Source organism: Burkholderia sp. Bp9140 (assembly GCF_003853425.1).
GTDB lineage: Bacteria > Pseudomonadota > Gammaproteobacteria > Burkholderiales > Burkholderiaceae > Burkholderia.
This window is the reverse complement of record NZ_QTPQ01000018.1, coordinates 90,330-109,944: the sequence shown is the minus strand read 5'-3', so window position 1 is coordinate 109,944 and position 19,615 is coordinate 90,330. Positions and strand designations below refer to the sequence as shown.

The 19,615-nt window shown below is 69.7% G+C and carries 14 protein-coding genes; 4 read left to right on the top strand and 10 right to left on the bottom strand.

Going from position 1 to position 19,615, the window contains the following annotated elements; all coding sequences use genetic code 11:
* Position 1 precedes the first annotated feature (1 nt).
* From hpnE to DIE21_RS16865, 3 genes are read left to right on the top strand one after another with little or no spacing between them, the layout of a single operon-like run.
* Positions 2-1,255, top strand: coding sequence for a hydroxysqualene dehydroxylase HpnE (hpnE, locus tag DIE21_RS16875; protein WP_124498766.1), 1,254 nt, complete (start codon positions 2-4; stop codon positions 1,253-1,255).
* Positions 1,256-1,270: 15 nt separating this feature from the next.
* On the top strand, positions 1,271-3,244 hold the full coding sequence (gene shc / locus DIE21_RS16870; RefSeq protein WP_124498765.1) for a squalene--hopene cyclase: 1,974 nt from the start codon (positions 1,271-1,273) through the stop codon (positions 3,242-3,244).
* Positions 3,245-3,247: 3 nt separating this feature from the next.
* Positions 3,248-3,955: a phosphorylase gene (locus tag DIE21_RS16865; protein WP_124498764.1), complete on the top strand. Its 708-nt coding sequence runs from the start codon at positions 3,248-3,250 to the stop codon at positions 3,953-3,955.
* A gap of 114 nt (positions 3,956-4,069) precedes the next feature.
* Here DIE21_RS16865 and DIE21_RS16860 read toward each other — a convergent pair whose 3' ends face one another.
* Positions 4,070-5,074: a VacJ family lipoprotein gene (locus DIE21_RS16860; protein WP_124498763.1), complete on the bottom strand. Its 1,005-nt coding sequence runs from the start codon at positions 5,072-5,074 to the stop codon at positions 4,070-4,072.
* Positions 5,067-7,700, bottom strand: coding sequence for an MMPL family transporter (locus DIE21_RS16855; RefSeq protein WP_124498762.1), 2,634 nt, complete (start codon positions 7,698-7,700; stop codon positions 5,067-5,069). Before DIE21_RS16855 ends, DIE21_RS16860 begins: the two co-directional genes overlap by 8 nt.
* 328 nt (positions 7,701-8,028) lie before the next feature.
* On the opposite strand from DIE21_RS16855, the gene DIE21_RS16850 reads away from it, so the two are divergent.
* Positions 8,029-8,625, top strand: coding sequence for a phospholipid-binding protein MlaC (locus DIE21_RS16850; RefSeq protein ID WP_124498761.1), 597 nt, complete (start codon positions 8,029-8,031; stop codon positions 8,623-8,625).
* Positions 8,626-8,746: 121 nt separating this feature from the next.
* Here the strand turns inward: DIE21_RS16850 and DIE21_RS16845 are convergent, their stop codons facing one another.
* The 8 genes from DIE21_RS16845 to glcD form a co-directional block, all read right to left on the bottom strand.
* Entirely contained in the window at positions 8,747-9,391 is a 645-nt protein-coding gene (locus tag DIE21_RS16845) for a response regulator transcription factor (protein ID WP_124498760.1), read from the bottom strand.
* A 32-nt stretch (positions 9,392-9,423) separates the two neighbouring features.
* Complete coding sequence (locus DIE21_RS16840) at positions 9,424-10,806, bottom strand: cache domain-containing protein (RefSeq protein WP_124498759.1); 1,383 nt, start codon at positions 10,804-10,806, stop codon at positions 9,424-9,426.
* A 128-nt stretch (positions 10,807-10,934) separates the two neighbouring features.
* A complete protein-coding gene (locus DIE21_RS16835; protein ID WP_124498758.1) occupies positions 10,935-12,497 on the bottom strand; it encodes a sensor domain-containing diguanylate cyclase in 1,563 nt (520 codons plus the stop codon).
* 531 nt (positions 12,498-13,028) lie between these two features.
* Positions 13,029-15,203, bottom strand: a complete 2,175-nt coding sequence (locus DIE21_RS16830) for a malate synthase G (RefSeq protein ID WP_124498757.1) — start codon at positions 15,201-15,203, stop codon at positions 13,029-13,031.
* A gap of 41 nt (positions 15,204-15,244) precedes the next feature.
* Entirely contained in the window at positions 15,245-15,649 is a 405-nt protein-coding gene (locus tag DIE21_RS16825) for a heme-binding protein (RefSeq protein ID WP_124498756.1), read from the bottom strand.
* 22 nt (positions 15,650-15,671) lie between these two features.
* A complete protein-coding gene (glcF, locus tag DIE21_RS16820) occupies positions 15,672-16,892 on the bottom strand; it encodes a glycolate oxidase subunit GlcF (RefSeq protein ID WP_124498755.1) in 1,221 nt (406 codons plus the stop codon).
* A 24-nt stretch (positions 16,893-16,916) separates the two neighbouring features.
* Complete coding sequence (gene glcE / locus DIE21_RS16815) at positions 16,917-17,999, bottom strand: glycolate oxidase subunit GlcE (protein WP_124498754.1); 1,083 nt, start codon at positions 17,997-17,999, stop codon at positions 16,917-16,919.
* Entirely contained in the window at positions 17,999-19,498 is a 1,500-nt protein-coding gene (gene glcD, locus DIE21_RS16810; RefSeq protein ID WP_124498753.1) for a glycolate oxidase subunit GlcD, read from the bottom strand. The genes glcE and glcD overlap by 1 nt, the downstream gene beginning before the upstream one ends.
* Positions 19,499-19,615 lie beyond the last annotated feature (117 nt).

Genomic DNA, 19,615 nt, shown 5'->3' with positions numbered 1-19,615 from the left:
GATGCCCAGAACCGTCCACGTGATCGGTGCAGGAATCGCGGGCCTGTCGGCTGCCGTCGAGCTGCAACGCCGCGGGCGGCGCATCGTGCTGCACGACGCACATGCGCACGCGGGCGGCCGCTGCCGCTCGTGGTTCGACGGGACGCTGAACACGACGCTCGACAGCGGGCTGCACCAGGTTTTCGCGGGGCAGCCCGCGACGCAGCGCTACCTGCGCGCGATCGGCGCGGCCGATCAACTCACGGGGCCCGCGCTGGCTGAATGTCCCGTGGTCGACGTCGCGTCGCAGCAGCGCTGGACGCTGCGCTTCGGCAACGGACGCTGGCCGTCGTGGCTGTTCGACGCCGCGTCGCGTGCGCCGGGCACCACGCCGCTCGACTACCTCGTGCTGCCCTCGCTCGCGTTCGCGCGCACCGGCCGCTCGCTCGCACAGACGATGCGATGCGACGGCGTGCTGTGGGATCGTTGGCTGCGGCCGTTTTTCCTCGGCGTGCTGAACGTCGAGCCGCGCCACGCGAGTGCCGAGCTCGCGCGCGCGGCGCTGTGCGGCACGTTTGCCGCGGGCGGCCCCGGCTGCCGCCCGCTCGTCGCGCGCCATGGGCTCGGCAGCGCCTTCGTCGAACCGGCGCTGCGGATGCTGCAGCACGGCGGCGCGCAGATCAGGCTGAACTCGCGGCTCGACGCGTTCGAATTCGGCGCGCACGGCAATGCGCTCGACGCGGTCACGGTCGGCGGCGAGCGCGTGGATCTCGCGCCGGGCGATGCGGTCGTGCTGGCCGTGCCGCCCGAGGTCGCGCAGCCGCTCGTCCCGGATCTCGCCGCGCCCGACACGTTCAGTGCGGTCGTGACCGCGTATTTCGCGGTCGACACACCGGCCGGCAGCCCGCTGCAGACGACCGTCGTCAACGGCATCGTCGACGCGGTGCGCGCCGGCGACGGCCCGCTCGCGGCCACGATCCGCGACGCGGGCCGCTGGCTCGACATGCCGCGTGACGTGCTCGCGCGGCGCATCTGGGAAGACGTCGCGCGCGTGACCGGCGCGAACCCGGAAACGATCCCCGCGTGGCAGCTCGTCGTCGAGCCGCGCGCGGGTTTTGCGGCGGTGCCGTCGCAGGAAATGAAACGTCCGGCCGCGCGCACGCGCTGGACCAATCTCGTGCTGGCGGGCGACTGGATTGCCACCGGCTTGCCCGCCACGATCGAGGGCGCGATCCGTTCCGGCCAACTGGCCGCGGACGTGCTCCAGACACAGTAAGTAACAGAGGGACCGATGAACGATCTCACCGAAATGGCTACCCTGTCCGCCGGCACCGCACCGGCCGGGCTCGACGCGGCCGTTGCCAGCGCGACCGACGCGCTGCTGGCCGCGCAGAACGCGGACGGACACTGGGTCTACGAACTCGAGGCCGACTCGACGATTCCCGCCGAATACGTGCTGCTTGTCCACTATCTCGGCGAGACGCCGAACCTCGAGCTCGAACGGAAGATCGGCCGCTATCTGCGCCGCATCCAGCAGGCCGACGGCGGCTGGCCGCTGTTTACCGACGGCGCGCCGAACATCAGCGCGAGCGTGAAGGCGTATTTCGCGCTGAAGGTGATCGGCGACGACGAGAACGCCGAGCACATGCAGCGTGCGCGCCGTGCGATCCACGCGATGGGCGGCGCCGAGATGTCGAACGTGTTCACGCGGATCCAGCTCGCGCTGTACGGTGCGATTCCGTGGCGGGCGGTGCCGATGATGCCGGTCGAGATCATGCTGCTGCCGCAGTGGTTCCCGTTCCACCTGTCGAAGGTGTCGTACTGGGCGCGGACCGTGATCGTGCCGCTGCTGGTGCTGAACGCGAAGCGTCCGCTCGCGAAGAACCCGCGCGGCGTGCGCATCGACGAGCTGTTCGTCGACCCGCCCGTCAATGCAGGGCTGCTGCCGCGCCAGGGCCACCAGAGCGCCGGCTGGTTCGCGTTCTTCCGCGTGGTCGACCATGCGCTGCGCGCGGCGGACGGCCTGTTCCCGAGCTACACGCGCGAACGGGCGATCCGCCAGGCCGTGTCGTTCGTCGACGAGCGCCTGAACGGCGAGGACGGCCTCGGCGCGATCTATCCGGCGATGGCCAACGCGGTGATGATGTACGACGTGCTCGGCTACGCGGAAGATCATCCGAGTCGCGCGATCGCGCGCAAGTCGGTCGAGAAGCTGCTCGTCGTGCAAGAGGACGAAGCGTATTGCCAGCCGTGCCTGTCGCCGGTGTGGGACACGTCGCTCGCCGCGCATGCACTGCTCGAGACCGGCGATGCGCGCGCCGAGGAGGCCGTGATCCGCGGCCTCGAATGGCTGCGCCCGCTGCAGATCCTCGATGTGCGCGGCGACTGGATCTCGCGCCGCCCGCACGTGCGGCCCGGCGGCTGGGCGTTCCAGTACGCGAACGCGCACTACCCGGACGTCGACGATACGGCGGTGGTCGCGGTGGCGATGGATCGCGTGCAGAAACTCAGGCAGAACGACGCGTTTCGCGATTCGATCGCGCGTGCGCGCGAGTGGGTCGTCGGGATGCAGAGCAGCGACGGCGGCTGGGGCGCGTTCGAACCGGAAAACACGCAGTACTACCTGAACAACATCCCGTTCTCGGATCACGGCGCGCTGCTCGATCCGCCGACGGCCGACGTGTCGGGCCGCTGCCTGTCGATGCTGTCGCAGCTCGGCGAGACGCCGCTGAACAGCGAGCCGGCGCGCCGTGCGCTCGACTACATGCTGAAGGAGCAGGAGCCGGACGGCAGCTGGTACGGCCGCTGGGGGATGAACTACGTGTACGGCACGTGGACGGCCCTGTGCGCGCTGAACGCGGCAGGCCTGACGCCGGACGATCCGCGCGTGAAGCGTGGCGCGCAGTGGCTGTTGTCGATCCAGAACAAGGACGGCGGCTGGGGCGAGGACGGCGACAGCTACAAGCTGAACTACCGCGGCTTCGAGCAGGCGCCGAGCACCGCGTCGCAGACGGCCTGGGCGCTGCTCGGCCTGATGGCGGCCGGCGAGGTGAACCACCCGGCCGTCGCGCGCGGCGTCGAGTACCTGGTCGCGAACCAGAACGAAGAGGGCCTGTGGGACGAGACGCGCTTCACGGCGACGGGTTTCCCGCGCGTGTTCTACCTGCGCTACCACGGCTATCGCAAGTTCTTCCCGCTGTGGGCGCTCGCGCGCTATCGCAACCTGAAGCGCGACGACACCACGCGCGTGACGGTCGGGCTGTAACGCGTGGCGCCGACGCAGCACGACGGCACGTTGCCCGTCATCGCCGTCACGGGGATGGCGTTCGAGGCACGCATCGCGCGCGGTCACGGCGTCGAGGCCGTGTTCGCCGCACGGGCCGACCGGCTCGAGCGCGCCCTGACCGAGGCGACCGCGCGCGGTTGCGCGGGCATCGTCAGCTTCGGCACGGCGGGCGGCCTGGCGCCCGACCTGGCGCCCGGCGCGCTCGTGATCGCGGACGCGATCGACGGGCCGTTCGGTCGCGTGCAGACCGATCCGGGCTGGAGCGCGCGGCTCGTCGCCGCGCTGCACGACACGCCCGTGTGGGCGCGCGTCACGCGCGGCACGATCGCGGCGGTCGGCGCGCCGGTGATCAGCGAGCAGGAAAAGACGTCGCTGCATCGCACGAAGTGCGCGCTCGCCGTCGACATGGAATCGCACATCGCCGCGGCCTTCGCGGCGTCGCGCGGCGTGCCGTTCGCGGTGTGCCGCGCGATCGTCGACCCGGCATGGCGCACGCTGCCGCGCGCGGCGACGGCCGGCCTGCGCGACGACGGCAGCACCGCGATCCTGCCGATCCTGCGCGAACTGCTGAAGCAGCCGTCGCAGCTCGGCCCGCTGCTGCAGGTCGCGGGCGACGCGCGCGCGGCGCGCACGACGCTGATCCAGGCGCGGCACGCGTTCGAGCGTGCGGGCGCGATGCGGATCGTCTGAGCGGCGTTCGCCGCTGTCCGCCTCTCCCCTTCCTTTTTTCGTCCGCCGATGCGCAAAAAAAAGAGCGCTGCATGATGCAGCGCTCTTCGGCGTTCCGGCGGATTTCGTGGCGCGTTACTGCGCGGCCGGACTGCTCGCGGGTACCGTGGGCATTGCCGGCGCGATCGGCGCGCCGTTGGCGGCCGGCGTGGTCGCCGCTCCGGCCGACGCGGCCGCCGGTGTCGCGGCGGGCGCGCTCGCGGGTGCCGCGCCGTCCGCACCCGGATCGTCGTACTGCGGCAACCCCGGCGCGGCCGGCGCGTTGTTCGGCGCGGTGCCCGATGCGCCGCCCGACTCGCCCGGATCCTCGTAGTTCGGCAAGCCCGGCACGGCCGGCGTGGCCGCCGGCACCGCGCCTGCTTCACCCGGCTCGGTGTAGTTCGGCGGCGCGGCCGCCGCCGACTGGCCGTGATACGTCAGCGACTTGCGCTGCTGCAGATACGCATCGCGGACGAACGAGTACGGATCGAGTGCCGCCTGCTTCAGCAGATCGGTCGCGCCGAGCAGGTCCGAACGCGCGCTGACGAACTGCGCGATGTACATCGGGTTGCGCACGGCCGGCTCGATGTAGTTGAGCAGGTTGAAGCGGACATCGACCGCGCGGCCGACGCCGTCGCGGATCGTGCTCGGCCCGAACACGGGCAGCACGAGGTACGGGCCGGACGGCATGCCCCAGCGCGCCATCGTCAGCCCGAAATCCTGGTGATGCTTCGGCAGCCCGGCCGGCGTCGCGATGTCGATCAGGCCGCCGACGCCGAACACCGAGTTCATCGCCACGCGCATCAGGTCCTGCGTCGCATCGGTGATGCGCAGCTGCAACAGGTTGTTCGCCATGTTGCCGAGATCGCCGAGGTTCGAGAAGAAGTTGCTGATCGCGGTACGCACGGGCGTCGGCGTGATCTTCTGGTAACCCTTCGCGATCGGCACGGCGATGTTCGTGTCGACCGTGTCGTTGAACTTGTACATCGCCCGGTTCATCGGCTCGAGCGGGTCGTTGGGGTTGCGGTTCGGGCCCGTCGCGCAGCCGCTCAGCACCGCGCCGGCAGCGACGGTCGCCGCAATGATTCGCACCTTATTCATTGTTTCCTTGCATTTGGTTCTTGGCGCGTTTGACGCGCGGTTTGCCCATCAGGACGGGCTGAAACACCACGGCGCCGATCAGCGTGCAGGTCAACGCCAGCGCGAGCAGCTTGCCCATGCTCGACGTGCCCGGATGATGCGACAGCCACAGGCTGCCGAAGGCGGTTGCGGTCGTCGCGGCGCTGAACAGCACCGCGTGCGTGAGGCTTGAATGCAGCAGGCCCGTCTGGCCCGCGCGCCACGCCATCACGAAGTACACCTTGAACGCGACGCCGACGCCGAGCATCAGCGGCAGCGCGATGATGTTCGCGAAGTTCAGCGACATGCCGAGCACGACGCACATCTCGAGCGTCACGAGGCCCGACACGAGCAGCGGCACCAGCGTGCGCAGCACGTCGCCGAAGCGGCGCAGCGTGATCCACAGCAGGATCGTGATCGAGAGGATCGACCACAGCGCCGCGTGCAGGAACGCGTTGATGATCGTGTCGGCCGAATGCAGGATCGAGATCGGGCCGCCGATCGCGCCCGGCTCCGCGGCCTTCACCGCCTTCGCGAAGCGGCGCAGCATCGTGTCGTCGTTCGGGTCGACGCCCTTCGGCACCTTGGGCGAAATCTGCACGAGCGCATGGCCGTCCGGCGCGATCCAGTCGCGCACGAGCTGCGGCGGCAGCGATTCGCGCGTGACGTCCTGCGGCTGCAGCAGCGTCGCGAGCTGGTTGAGCGCGATGCGCAGCGTGTCGGAGAACGCGCGCTCGGCGCGGTCGCGCGTCGCGCTGTCGGCCGCGGCGAGCTTCGCGAGCGACGCCGACAGATGCTGTGCGGCGGCCGCGCCGGGGCCCGGGTGATCTTCCGCCGCATAGCTCAGCAGGTCCGACACGCGCTTGAGCGCGGTGACGCGCTGCGCGTCGGTCGCGCTCGGCGCGGCCGGCTGCGTCAGCGCGGGCAGCAGGTCGCTCGCGGCCGCGGCGATCGCCGCGCGCTTGGCCGGCTGGTCGGCCGGGACGAAGGTCGTGAGCGTCGTCGTGCGGCCGACTTCCGGCAGCGCGTCGAGGCGCTTCGCGGCCGCGTCGGCATCGGCGAGCGACGGCGCGAGCAGCGTGACGTCGTTGACGGCCGCTTCGGGCGAATCCTTCAGCGCGAGCAGCGTCGCCATCGATTCGCTGTGCGGATCCTTCAGGTGCAGCGGGTTGAAGTCGAAGTGCAGGAACGCGAGCAGCGGCAGCGCGCCGATCACGACCGCGAGCGTGCCGATCAGGATCGGCTTGCGATGGCGGTCGAGGAAGTCGTCGACCGGCGCGAGCCACGGGAAGCCCGGCGTCTTCGATTCGCCCGGCGGTGCGAACAGGCGCAGCAGCGCGGGCAGCAGCGTGAGCGTGGTCAGCAGCGCGACGAACATCCCGACGCCCGCGATCAGGCCGAGCTCGGACACGCCGCGATAGGCGGTGGGGATGAACGAGAAGAAGCTCGCCGCGACGGCCGCGGTGGCGAGCGCGAGCGGCATGCCCATCGAGTGCGCGGCACCGATCAGCGCGTGATCGATGCGCGGATCGCGGAAGCGTTCCTCGCGGTACTTCACGCCGTACTGGATCGAGAAGTCGACGCCGAGGCCGACGAACAGCACCATGAACGCGACCGAGATCATGTTCAGCGAACCGACCATCGCGAGGCCGAGCGCGGCCGTCACGACGAGGCCGACGAACAGCGTGACGAGCACCGAGCCGATCATCCGCTTCGAGCGCAGCGCGAGCCACAGGATGACGAGCACGGCGAGCAGCGTGAGCGCGCCGTTGAGTGCGGCGCCGTCCTCCACCGACGCGAATTCATCGTCGGCGAGCGGCTGTTCGCCGGTCAGGCGCACGACCGCGCCGTAGCGTTGCTCGAGGCCGAGCGCTGTCGCGGTGTCGCGGATCACCTGGGTCGTTTCCGCACCGGCCTTCAGCGCGCCGTAGTCCACGACCGGCTGCACGGTGACGAACGCGCGTGCGGGCTGGCGCGCGGCGTCGCTGTCGACCAGCCCGCGCCACGAGAACGCGGCCGGCTTGCCGGCCAGCACGTCGTCGACCGTCGCGGCGCTGCGTGCGAGCAGCTTGGCCATCGCGGGCAGCTTCACCTGGCCGGTCAGGAGCGGCTGGCCGAGCGTGGTGGACAACGTGGTCGCGAGCCCGGTCAGGCTCGGGTTCTTCGCGAGTTCGTTGACGAGCGGCCGCGCGCTCGCGAGCTGCGACGTGGTATCCGACACTTCCTGCGGCGACAGGAACAGCAGGCCGTTGTGCTCGAAGAACGGGCCGCCGCCGGGTTCGGCGACCTGGCCGATGCGGCCGGCGTCGGCCTGCTTCTGCAGTGCTCCGGTGAGCACGTGTGCGGCGGCAGTCGCGAATTCGGGGGCGGGCGCCTCGACCACCGCGAGGATCGTGCCGTTGCGTTGCGGGAAGGCCTTGTCGACGGCCTTGCCGAGCGCGGCCCATTGAGGCTCCGCGTCGACGAGCTTGCTGATGTCGGTATTGATCTTGAAGTGCTGGGCGACATAGACGCCGCTGAAGGCGGCAATGACGAACGACAGCACGACGACCCAGACGGGGCGGCGTACCGACCATGCAACGAGTCGGACGATGAGAGATGTCACCATGTGGCGGTGGGGAGGGGCTGGCAAGGGCAAAGGAACGAGTATACCGGCGCAACGTGGCGTCAGTCGCGACGTTGGAGCGTAAAGGGGCGGGAAGGATATTTGCGCCGGGCCGCACGAATCGGCGCGGAGGGCCCGGCGATTTGTATGGGGATATTTATATAATTGGCCGGAACCGCGCCGCAGCGGGCCCTGTGACAAAAAGGGTTCAAAGGTAACAGTCGGTCACTGCACGGCAGGCGGGCGTCCGGGCCGCTATACTTCGACCCACCGGCCGATGCAGTCGATGCAATCCGCCGGGCCGTTTTTTCTCATCGAGTGCGATATCCGTATGAAACGTCATCTGTTTGCTTTCGTCGCGGCGGCCGCCGTGTCGGTTTCCGCTTTCGCGCAGAGCGCGCCGGTCGACGTCGTCCGCACGGCGGTCGAAGGCACCGTCAACGCGATGAAGGCCGATCCGGGTGCGCGCGGCGGCGACATGACGAAAGTCACGCACGTCGTCGAGCAGCGCTTCCTGCCCGCGACGAACTTCGAGCGCACCACCCGCATCGCGGTCGGCGATGCGTGGAAGCAGGCGACGCCGCAACAGCAGCAGGAGCTGTACAAGCAGTTCAAGCTGCTGATGACGCGCACCTATGCCGCGTCGCTCGCGCAGCTCGGCAGCCAGGACGCGAAGTTCTCGTTCAAGGCCGGCGGCGCGTCGGGCGCCGATGCGCTGGTGCAGTCGACGGTCACGACGCCGGGCGACAGCCAGTCGGTCGGCTACCGGCTCGGCAAGGTCGGCAGCGACTGGAAGATCTACGACATCGACATGTCGGGCGCGTGGCTGATCCAGGTCTACCAGGGGCAGTTCAAGAGCCAGCTCGCATCCGGCGGCATTGACGGCCTGATCGCGTATCTGCAGAAGCACAACTCGCGGACGAACTGATCGGCGCGACGCGGTCCATTTTATTCAGCATGCATGCAGGGCGCCCGAGGGCGCCCTTTTTGCTGGCTGTTCGCCGGCGGTTTCGCGTCCGGAATGGCGCTGCGCCGGCATCGGGACGTCCCTACCGCCGCCGATGCTCGACCGCGAACTTGATCAGCTCCGCCTGCCCTTCGATCTCGAGCTTGCGTTTCAGGTTGAGCCGATGGGTTTCCACCGTGCGCACCGACAGCCCTGTCTGCTGCGCGATCTGCTTGCTCGACAGCCCCTCGGCCAGTGCGTCGAGGATGTCGCGTTCGCGCGGCGTCAAGCGGTCGAGCGGCGACGCGGTCGCGCTCGCCTGGATCATCCGCGCGGCGAGCCCTTCGCTGAAGAAGGTCTGCCCGGCCAGCACCGCGCCGATCGCACGCACGATCTCGCTCGCCGGCGAATCCTTCAGCAGGTAGCCGCTCGCGCCGGCGCGCACGGCCTGCGTCACGTATTCGACGTTGTCGTGCATCGACAGCATCAGCACGCGAATTCCCGGAAAGCGCTCGTGGAATACGCCGGCGAGCGTGATGCCGCTCATCCCGTTCATGCCGACGTCCATCAGCGCGAGATCGGGCTCGAGCGATGCAGCGAGCGCGAGCGCCTCGTCCGCGTTGCCGGCTTCGCCGACCACGGCCAGGTCGGCCGCCTCGAGCCGCATCCGCAGGCCGTCGCGCACCAGCGGGTGATCGTCGACGAGCAGCAGTCGGGCGGCGGGCCGGGCGGTGTCGGGGGCGCTCATGGGCAAAGGTCTCCGGTGATGGTGGCGCGTCGTCAGGCGGCGGCGCGCAGCGGCACGCGCGCGGCCACGACGGTGTGGCCGACCTGCGACGTGATCGTCAGCGTGCCGCCGAGCGCGTCGAGGCGCTCGCGCATGTTGCGCAGCCCGATGCCGCGGCGCGCGTCGGTCTGCGTACGCTCGGCATCGAAGCCGCAGCCGTTGTCGGCGATGGTCAGCGTGACGGCATGCGCGCCGACGTCGAGCGTGACGGCCGCGCGCGACGCCCGCGCATGATGCACGATGTTGCTGAGCGCTTCCTGCGCGATCCGGAACAGCGCCGTATTGACCGGCGCGGGCAACGGCCGCGCGCCGCTGTGCGCGACCTGCGCATAGCCGATGTCGATGCCGCTTTCCGCGCCGAGTTCGCGCACGAGCTGCTCGAGCGCGGCCGCGAGGCCGAGATCGTCGAGCATCGCCGGGCGCAGCGCATGCGAGATGCGCCGCACCTCGCGCAGCGTGTCGCCGAGCCGCCCGACACCCGACGCGAGCGCCTGCTCGGCTTCGGGCATGCGCGTCGCGCCGCGCTCGAAGCGGGCGAGCGCGGATTCGAGCATCAGCTTCGCGGACACCATCATCTGGCTGATCCCGTCATGCAGCTCGCGCGACAGCCGCTCGCGCTCCTGCTCCTGCGATTCGACGACGCGCTGCGCGAGCTGCTTGAGCTTCGCGTCGGCGCTGCGCGACTCGCTGACGTTCAGCACCAGCGCGCAGACGGCGATCGCCGCCGCGCCGGTCAGCGCGATCGCGGTGAGCCAGCTCATCGTGCGCTCGATGTTCGCGGACGCGCGCGCGTCGATGCGTTGCAGCGCGGTATCGACGTCGTCGAGATAGATGCCGGTGCCGACCATCCAGCCCCAGCGTTCGAGCGCGACGACGTAGCCGAGCTTCGGCGCGGCCTTGCCCGTCGACGGCCGCTGCCACGTGTAGCGCACATAGCCGCCGCCGTGCGACGCGGCGCCGATCAGCTGCTGGATCGTCAGCGCGCCCTGCGGGTCGCGCATCGACCAGAAGTTGTGGCCGACGCGCTCGGGCTCGCGCGGATGCATCAGCGCATTGCCGTGCAGGTCGTATACAAAGAAATAGCCGTCGGGGCCGAAGTCCATCTTCTGCAGCATCGCGAGCGCCTGCGTGCGCAGCAGTCCGTCGTCGCGCGCATTGCGGCCGCTCGCGTCGTAGAGCGGCATGATCGCGCTGGTCGCGAGCTCGACGTAATGCTTCAGCTCGACTTCCTTGCTCGACAGGTAGGCGGCCTGGATCGTCGCGTGCTGCGTGCGCGCGAGCGACGTCGCCTGCTGGCGCACGCCGAAGCCGATGCCGGCGATCGCGAGCAGGAACGGCACGATGGCCAGAAGGAAAATCTTTGCCTTGAGTCTCATGGTGGTGCGAAGCGGGCGCGGGCCGGCGGCGGGCGCGTGCGTCGCGCGGCGGCGCGGCGAGCCGACATTGTCGGCGATTTTGCCTGCAGGCGACGGGGTGGCGGCCGGACGGCCGGCCGACGCTCGGGTCAGGCGCGCCGCGACATGCGATCGACGGACGGGGCCGCCTGCACGACGACCTGATTGCGCCCGAGTTCCTTCGCGCGATACAGCGCGTCGTCGGCGCGCTTCAGCGCCGCCTGAATGCTGTCGTCGTACTCCGGATAGCAGGTCGTCACGCCGATGCTCGCGGTCAGGCGCCCGGCCGTGCCGGTGTCGTGCCGGATGCCGAGATCGAGGATGCCGGTGCGGATCGATTCGGCGATCGTCACGGCGCCGTACGTGTCGACGTCGGGCAGCACGACGACGAACTCCTCGCCGCCGTAGCGCGCTGCGTAGTCGGCCGGACGGCGCAGCGAGCCGGCGATGCAGCGGCCGACCGCGGCGAGCGCGTCGTCGCCGGCCTGGTGGCCCTGCGTGTCGTTGTAGCGCTTGAAGTGATCGACGTCGACGAACAGTAGCGACAGCGCGAGCTGCGAGCGCGCGGCACGACGCCATTCGCGCGCGAGCGTGACGTCGAGCATCCGGCGGTTGTCGAGGCCGGTGAGGCCGTCGGTGCGCGCAAGCGCCTGCAGTTCGGTTTCCGCGCGATGACGCTTGCGCAACTGCACGTCGAGCAGCAGCGACAGGGCGACGAAGCCGAGCGCGAGCATGGCCATCGCCGAGCCGATCGGGATCGCGCGGTCGTACCACGCGGCGTAGGTGTCGGCTTCCGAGCGCGCGACCATGATGATCAGCGGCAGATGTTCGAGGTGCCGGAACACGTACAGGCGGCGCACGCCATCGATCGACGCGGTATCGGCGAAGCTGCCTTCGCTGGCGGTCATGAAATGCCGGAACGTGCTCGCCTTGCTGATGTTGCGGCCGACGATCGCCGGATCATACGGCTGGCGCGCGAGCATCAGGCCCTTGGTATTGATCAGCGCCATCGACCCGCGATCGCCGAGCGAGAGGCGCGCGAACAGGTCCTGAAAATATTCGAGCCGGATCGACATCACGGCGACGCCGCCGAACGACCCGTCGGGCCGCGTGATTCGCCGGCTGAGCGCGACGCTCGGCGAGCCGGCGCGCAGTCGCGAATGGTATGGATCGCTGACGTACAGGCCGACGTCCGGGTGATCGCGGTGCACGGTGAAGTACGCCTCGTTGGCGAAGTTGGCCTTGCGCGGCACGTCGCTCTTGCCGTCGACCGCGATGTCGCCGTTCGCATCGAGCACATAGATGCCGCCAAGATATTTGGCCGTCGTCGCGCGGTCGAACAGCACCTGGCGGCGCAGCCGCATCGGCAGCGCGGTGACCGTCGGATCGTTCTCGCCTTCGACCACCGCCTGCAACGACAGCGAATAGAACTCGATGTTGCGCTCGATGTCCCACGACGCCATCAGCGCGATGTTCTGCTGCGTGGTGCGGGCGCGGTCGCGTGCGTCGATGCGGCCTTCGTACAGCACGATTGCGCAAAGGAGCAGCAGGAGCAGGCCGATCAGCAGCCCCGAATAGAAGATCAGGTGCGGTAGCAGGCGCCGGCGCAAATGAGCGGCGACACGGCCCGTCAGACCGGATTCGCTGGGCATTGCGTAGTCGGTTTCTGCCATGGTCCGTGGATCGATAGCCATCGTCGCCATGCGGCGGGCCGATGCGAATGTTCGTATGATTGATTGGCCGGCGGCGATCCGGTACGCGGCCCCCCGATGCGCATTCCGCCCGACCGACCGGAAAAACAGGTGCCGATTATCGGTATTTGCGGCCGGATAAACCGCCAGGTCACCCATTCCCCGATAGATCTGCCGCGATTCGACGATCCGACGAATCGGGCGGCGCGGATTGGTCCGAGTATAACGCGCGCATTCGTATGCGCGGAAAATGTTGTGGATCGTTGACCCGGATCAAATTATCGCGGCGACCGATACTTGCCAATCGTGCGCGGAGCGTTGCAGCGCAAGGCTTTGTGCCAAGGTCGGGCGCGCCGCGCATTCCACGCGCCGCCGATTTTCATGCTTTAACGGCCGGGCGATGCGGACCGATTATCCATTTCAGCGTTCGCGTCAATTCGCCTATGAAAACGGGCGGCCGTATCGGCCGCCCGTTTCGAGAAATCGCATGCGGGAAAGCCCGCATGCGGTGGTTCAGGCGCCGCGCTGTTGCGCCTTGAACGCGAGCCGGAACCGATGCAGCAGCGGCTCGGTATAACCGCTCGGTTGCGACGTGCCCTGCAGCGCCAGCGCGCACGCGGCCTTGAACGCGGTCGACTGGTCGTAGCCGGGCGCCATCGGGCGATAGTTCGGGTCGCCCGCGTTCTGCTGGTCGACGACGCGCGCCATCCGCTTGAACACGTCGAGCACGAACGCCTCGGTGATCACGCCGTGGCGCAGCCAGTTCGCGATGTGCTGGCTCGAGATGCGCAGCGTCGCGCGGTCTTCCATCAGGCCGACGTCGTGGATGTCGGGCACCTTCGAGCAGCCGACGCCCTGTTCGACCCAGCGCACCACGTAGCCGAGAATGCCCTGCGCGTTGTTCTCGACCTCGCTCAGGATCTCGCTCTCGCTCCAGGCGGCGCGCTCGACGACCGGCACGGTCAGCAGCCCTTCGAGCAGCGCGTCGCGCTCGCTCGCGTACGGCGTCTTCTCGAGTTCCTGCTGGACGGCCTGCACGTCGACGAGGTGGTAGTGCAGCGCGTGCAGCGTCGCGGCGGTCGGCGACGGCACCCACGCGGTGTTCGCGCCGGCGCGCGGATGCGCGATCTTCTGCTCGAGCATCGCGTGCATCAGGTCCGGCATCGCCCACATGCCCTTGCCGATCTGCGCGCGGCCGCGCAGGCCGGCCGACAGGCCCGCGAGCACGTTGTTGCGCTCGTATGACTGGATCCACGCCGACGACTTCATGTCGCCCTTGCGGATCATCGGGCCCGCTTCCATCGCGGTGTGCATCTCGTCGCCGGTGCGATCGAGGAAGCCGGTGTTGATGAACGCGACGCGCGCGGCGGCTGCCGCGATACAGGCGGCGAGGTTCACGCTGGTGCGGCGCTCCTCGTCCATGATGCCCATCTTCAGCGTGTTGCGCGGCAGGCCGTACAGATCCTCGATGCGCGCGAACAGCGTGTCGGCGAACGCGACTTCGACCGGGCCGTGCATCTTCGGCTTCACGATGTAGATCGAGCCCGTGCGCGAATTGCGCTTCGCCTGCAGGTCGTGCAGCGCGCACAGCGTCGTGACGACGCCGTCGAGAACCCCCTCCGGAATCTCGTTGCCGTCGCGGTCGAGCACCGCGCCGTTGGTCATCAGGTGGCCGACGTTGCGCACGAACAGCAGCGAGCGGCCGTGCAGCGACAGCGTGCCGCCGGCCGGCGTCGTGTATTCGCGATCGGCGTTCAGGCGGCGCGTGAAGGTCTTGCCGCCCTTCGCGACTTCCTCGACCAGCGTGCCCTGCATCAGGCCGAGCCAGTTGCGGTAGAGCTGGACCTTGTCGTCGGCGTCGACCGCCGCGACCGAATCCTCGCAGTCGATGATCGTGCTGACCGCGGCTTCGAGCACGACGTCCTTCACGTTCGCGAGATCGGCGCGACCGATGGGGGTCGATGCGTCGATCTGGATCTCGAGGTGCAGGCCGTTGTGCTGCAGCAGGATCGCGGACGGTGCGTCGGCCGCGCCCTGGTAGCCGACGAATTGCGCCGGCTGCGCGAGGTGCACGACCCCCTTGCCGGTTTCGACGGCGAGCTGGCCGTCCTGCACGCGGTAGCGCAGCGCGTCGTGGTGCGAGCCGCTCGCGAGCGGCGCCGCGTTGTCGAGCACGCCGCGCGCGTAGTCGATCACGTGCTGGCCGCGCGTCGGGTTGTAGGCCGTGGTGCGCTCCGCGCCGCCGTCCTCGGGCAGCGCATCGGTGCCGTACAGCGCGTCGTACAGGCTGCCCCAGCGTGCGTTCGCGGCGTTCAGCGCATAGCGCGCATTCGACAGCGGCACGACGAGCTGCGGGCCGGCCTGCGTCGCGATCTCGCTGTCGACGTTCGCGGTGGCTGCCGCGGCGCTCGACGGGACCGGCACGAGGTAACCGATTTCTTCCAGGAATGCGCGATACGCGGCGTGGTCGCGCACCGGGCCGGGGTGCGCGCGATGCCACGTGTCGAGTTCCTGCTGGAGGCGGTCGCGTTCCGCGAGCAGTTCGCGGTTGCGCGGCGCGAGGTCGTGCACCAGGGCCGAGAAACCGCTCCAGAACGCGGCCTTGTCGATACCGGTGCCCGGCAGTGCTTCGTTTTCAATGAACTGGCTCAGCGCTGGCGCGACTTGCAGTCCTGCTTGGTCGATCATCGTGATTCCTCCCGGGGAAAAATGCGCGCGCGGCTTGGCTGTTATACCGCGACGCTTTGTATGCCGGCGCGGGCAATCTGCGCGTCCTGTTCGGACTTTACGCCAGACACACCGATCGCGCCTGCAATGCAGCCGTCCACCGTGACCGGCACGCCGCCTTCGAGCAATCCCGTCAGCGGCACGCTCAGAAACGCGGTGCGGCCACCGTTGATCATATCCTCATACGCCTTCGTCTCGCGACGGCCGAGCGCCGCCGCGCGCGCCTTGTCCTGCGCGATACAGGCGCTGGCGGCCGACGCGCCGTCGAGGCGCGCGAACGCGAGCAGGTGGCCGCCGTCGTCGACGACGGCGATCGATACGGCCCAGCCGTGCCGCTCGGCTTCCGCGCGGGCGGCGGCGAGCATGCGTTCGACATCGGCGAGTTCGAGTTCGGGTTTCGTTTTCATGGTGTTCCTCCGGAATCAGCAGTCAATTGACGAGTCGGTTGTCGACGAGCTCGATCCAGTGGCGCACGGGCGTGCGGCCCGCACCGTTCAGATGAGTCTGGCAGCCGATGTTGGCCGTGACAATCAGGTCCGGCCGTGCGGCTTCGAGCGCGTCGAGCTTGTTGTCGCGCAGTTTCGTCGCGAGTTCGGGTTGCGTCAGCGCATAGGTGCCGGCCGAGCCGCAGCACAGGTGGCCGTCGGCGACAGGCGTCAGATCGAAGCCGAGCCGCGTCAGGATGCTTTCCACCGCGCCGCCGAGCCGCTGCGCGTGCTGCAGCGTGCACGGGCAGTGCACCGCGACGCGGCGCTGCGTCGCATCGGCCAGCGCGTCGAGCGGTTCGGCCGCGATCACTTCCGCGAGGTCGCGCGCGAGCGCGCTGACGCGCCGCGCCTTGTCCGCATAAACGGGGTCCGAACGCAGCAGGTCGCCGTATTCCTTCACGAACGCGCCGCAGCCGCTCGCCGTCAGCACGATCGCTTCCGCGCCGGCCTCGATCGCGGGCCACCACGCATCGATGTTGCGGCGGGCGCGCGCGAGCCCGGCGTCCTGCGCGTTCAGGTGGTATTCGGTCGCGCCGCAGCAGCCGGCTTCGCGCGCGGGCGTCACGCTGATGCCGAGCCGGTCGAGCACGCGCGCCGCGGCTGCGTTGGTGTTCGGCGACAGTGACGGCTGCACGCAGCCTTCGAGCATCAGCACGCGCCGTGCATGGCGCACCGGCGGGCGCGGCGTGGCCACGGGCACGGCGGCCGGGATCTTGTCCTGCAGCGCGCCGGGCAGCAGCGGGCGTAGCGCGCGGCCGGCCTTCAGCAGCGCGGCGAACGTTGCCGGCCGCGGCACGACGTGACGCAGGCCGGCGCGCAGCAGGCGCTCGCGCGCGGGACGCCGCGCGCGCTTCTCGGCTTCCGCGCGGCCGATGTCGAGCAGCGTGTGGTAGCGCACGCCGGACGGACAGGTCGTCTCGCAGTTGCGGCAGGTCAGGCAGCGGTCGAGATGCTGCTGCGTGCGCTCGCCGCACGGCTCGCCTTCGAGCATTTGCTTGATCAGGTAGATGCGCCCGCGCGGCCCGTCGAGCTCGTTGCCGAGCACCTGGTAGGTCGGGCAGGTCGCGTTGCAGAAGCCGCAGTGCACGCACGCGCGCAGGATCGCTTCCGCTTCGTCGGCCCGGTCGAGGGCCTTGCTTGCTTCGCTGAGATTGGTTTGCATCGGCGGTTCGAAGTCGGGTTGGCGTCAGACGTCCGCGTACAGGCGGCCAGGATTGAAGATCGCATGCGGATCGAGTTGCGCCTTCAGTTGCCGGTGCACGCGCAGCAGCGCGGGCGGCAGCGGCTGGAACGGCTCGGGCGTCGTGCCGGGCGTGAAGCAGGTCGCATGGCCGCCCCACTGCGCGGCGAACCGCTGCACGTCGGCCGGCGCGGCGTCGCTCTTCTGCCAGCGCTGCGCGCCGCCCCAGTCGACGAGCTGCACGCCGGGCAGCGCATCGAGCGGCGCGGCGGCCGGCACCGACACGCGCCACAACGGGCGCGGATCATCGAAGAACGGCAGCGACAGGTCGCGCAGCCGCGCCCAGAAGCCGTCGTCGTGATCGTCCATGCGCTCGCCGCCGATCGTGTTGCGCGCGGCCTTCACCGAGCCCTCGCCGCCTTCGAGCCGCACGCGCAGCACGCCGTCCGCGTGGCAGGCGCCCGCGAGCGGCAGCCCCGCGCGACGCCATCCGGCGACGTGCTGCACGGCTTCGCCTGCCGTGAGCGGCAACGCGAGATCGCCGGTCGCGCGCGGCTTCGGCAGCACCTTCAGCGATACCTCCGTCACGACGCCGAGGCAGCCGAAACTGCCCGCGAGCAGCCGCGACACGTCGTAGCCCGCGACGTTCTTCATCACCTCGCCGCCGAAGCGCAGGTGTTTCGCGTGGCCGGTGATCACGCGGCAGCCGAGCACGAAATCGCGCACCGCGCCGGCCCACGGGCGGCGCGGCCCCGACAGCGCGGCCGCGAACATGCCGCCGACCGTGGCCGCGCCGCCGAACGTCGGCGGCTCGCACGGCAGCATCTGGCCGGCCGCGTCGAGCATCGCCTCGAGTTCGGCGAGCGGCGTGCCCGCGCGCGCGGTGATGACGAGTTCGGTCGGGTCGTACGCGACGATGCCGCGGTGCGTGCGCACGTCGAGCGGGCGGCCTTCGACCGCGCGGCCGACGAACGCCTTCGTGCCCGCGCCGCGGATGTGCAGCGGCTGGCGATCGTGGATCGCGGCGTCGACCTGCGCGACGAGCGTCGCGCTGTCGTCGATCGATTCGGGTTCGCGTTCGCGTCGCATCAGAAGCGCTCCAGTTCGGGAAACGGCAGCTTGCCGTGATGGACGTGCATCGCGCCGAATTCGGCGCAGCGGTGCAGCGTCGGGATGTTCTTGCCGGGATTGAGCAGGCGCTGCGGATCGAATGCGGCCTTCACGGCGTGGAAGAACGTGATTTCGTCGGCGTTGAACTGCACGCACATCTGGTTGATCTTCTCGCGCCCGACGCCGTGTTCGCCGGTGATGCTGCCGCCCACCGCGACGCACAGCTCGAGGATCTTGCCGCCGAGCGCTTCCGCGCGGTCGAGTTCGCCGGCGCGGTTCGCGTCGAACAGGATCAGCGGATGCATGTTGCCGTCGCCGGCATGGAACACGTTCGCGACCGGCAGCGCGTATTCGGCGGACAACGCGGCGATCCCTTCGAGCACGCGCGGCAGCTCGCGGCGCGGGATCGTGCCGTCCATGCAGTAGTAATCGGGCGACATGCGCCCGACCGCCGGAAACGCGTTCTTGCGGCCGGCCCAGAAGCGCTGCCGCTCGGCCTCGTCGCGCGCGACGCGGATCTCCGACGCGCCGGTGTCGCGCAGCAGCGCGGCGACGCGTTCGGCGTCCTCTTCGACATCGGTCGCCGCGCCGTCGAGTTCGCACAGCAGGATCGCCTGCGCGTCGACCGGATAGCCGGCGTGGATGAAGTCCTCGGCCGCGCGGATCGCGAGGTTGTCCATCATCTCGAGCCCGCCCGGGATCACGCCCGCGCCGATGATCCGCGCGACCGCCGCGCCGGCTTCGGCGACGTCGTCGAAGCTCGCCATCAGCACCTTCACGCTCGGCGGCAACGGGCGCAGCTTCACCGTCACTTCGGTGACGATGCCGAGCATCCCCTCGGAGCCGGTGAACAGCGCGAGCAGGTCGAAGCCGGGCGCGTCGAGCGCGTCGGCGCCGAGCGTCAGCGTGTCGCCGTCGATCGTCAGGATCTCGACCTTCAGGATGTTGTGCACCGTCAGCCCGTATTTCAGGCAGTGCACGCCGCCCGCGTTTTCGGCGACGTTGCCGCCGATCGAGCATGCGATCTGCGACGACGGATCGGGCGCGTAATAGAGGCCGTAGGGCGCTGCGGCCTGCGAGATCGCGAGGTTGCGCACGCCGGGCTGCACGCGCGCGATGCCGGCGTCGGGGTCGATCTCGAGAATCTTGTTGAACTTCGCCATCACGAGCAGGAGGCCTTTTTCGAGCGGCATCGCGCCGCCCGACAGCCCGGTGCCCGCGCCGCGCGCGACGACCGGCACGCCGTGTGCCGCCGCGACGCGCAGCACCGCGCGCACCTGTTCGACGGTGTCGGGCAGCACGGCCGCGAGCGGCACCGTGCGGTAGGCGGCGAGGCCGTCGCATTCGAACGGCTTCAGCGCCTCGCGCTCGTGCAGCACGTCGAGGCCGGGCGCCGCCGCACCGAGCGCGGCGACGAGCGTGTCGCGGTCGACGGTCGCCAGCGGGCCGTCGATCCGTTCGTCGTAGGTGAAACTCATCGTGTGTCTCCGTCTCCACCATGCAGGCGGCCGCGGGATGCGCGGCGCGCCGGATGGACGGCATTCTTGGCGGGCGGCCGGCGCGTGTCCAGACGTCGCAGGCGTGGTCATACCAGT

Bases quoted from the DNA above. Each gene is read 5' to 3' on its own strand.
- hpnE (WP_124498766.1), top strand. From the start codon at position 2: ATGCCCAGAACCGTCCACGTGATCGGTGCAGGAATCGCGGGCCTGTCG.
- shc (WP_124498765.1), top strand. From the start codon at position 1,271: ATGAACGATCTCACCGAAATGGCTACCCTGTCCGCCGGCACCGCACCG.
- DIE21_RS16860 (WP_124498763.1), bottom strand. From the start codon at position 5,074: ATGAATAAGGTGCGAATCATTGCGGCGACCGTCGCTGCCGGCGCGGTG.
- DIE21_RS16855 (WP_124498762.1), bottom strand. From the start codon at position 7,700: ATGGTGACATCTCTCATCGTCCGACTCGTTGCATGGTCGGTACGCCGC.
- DIE21_RS16850 (WP_124498761.1), top strand. From the start codon at position 8,029: ATGAAACGTCATCTGTTTGCTTTCGTCGCGGCGGCCGCCGTGTCGGTT.
- DIE21_RS16845 (WP_124498760.1), bottom strand. From the start codon at position 9,391: ATGAGCGCCCCCGACACCGCCCGGCCCGCCGCCCGACTGCTGCTCGTC.
- DIE21_RS16840 (WP_124498759.1), bottom strand. From the start codon at position 10,806: ATGAGACTCAAGGCAAAGATTTTCCTTCTGGCCATCGTGCCGTTCCTG.
- DIE21_RS16835 (WP_124498758.1), bottom strand. From the start codon at position 12,497: ATGGCAGAAACCGACTACGCAATGCCCAGCGAATCCGGTCTGACGGGC.
- DIE21_RS16830 (WP_124498757.1), bottom strand. From the start codon at position 15,203: ATGATCGACCAAGCAGGACTGCAAGTCGCGCCAGCGCTGAGCCAGTTC.
- DIE21_RS16825 (WP_124498756.1), bottom strand. From the start codon at position 15,649: ATGAAAACGAAACCCGAACTCGAACTCGCCGATGTCGAACGCATGCTC.
- glcF (WP_124498755.1), bottom strand. From the start codon at position 16,892: ATGCAAACCAATCTCAGCGAAGCAAGCAAGGCCCTCGACCGGGCCGAC.
- glcE (WP_124498754.1), bottom strand. From the start codon at position 17,999: ATGCGACGCGAACGCGAACCCGAATCGATCGACGACAGCGCGACGCTC.
- glcD (WP_124498753.1), bottom strand. From the start codon at position 19,498: ATGAGTTTCACCTACGACGAACGGATCGACGGCCCGCTGGCGACCGTC.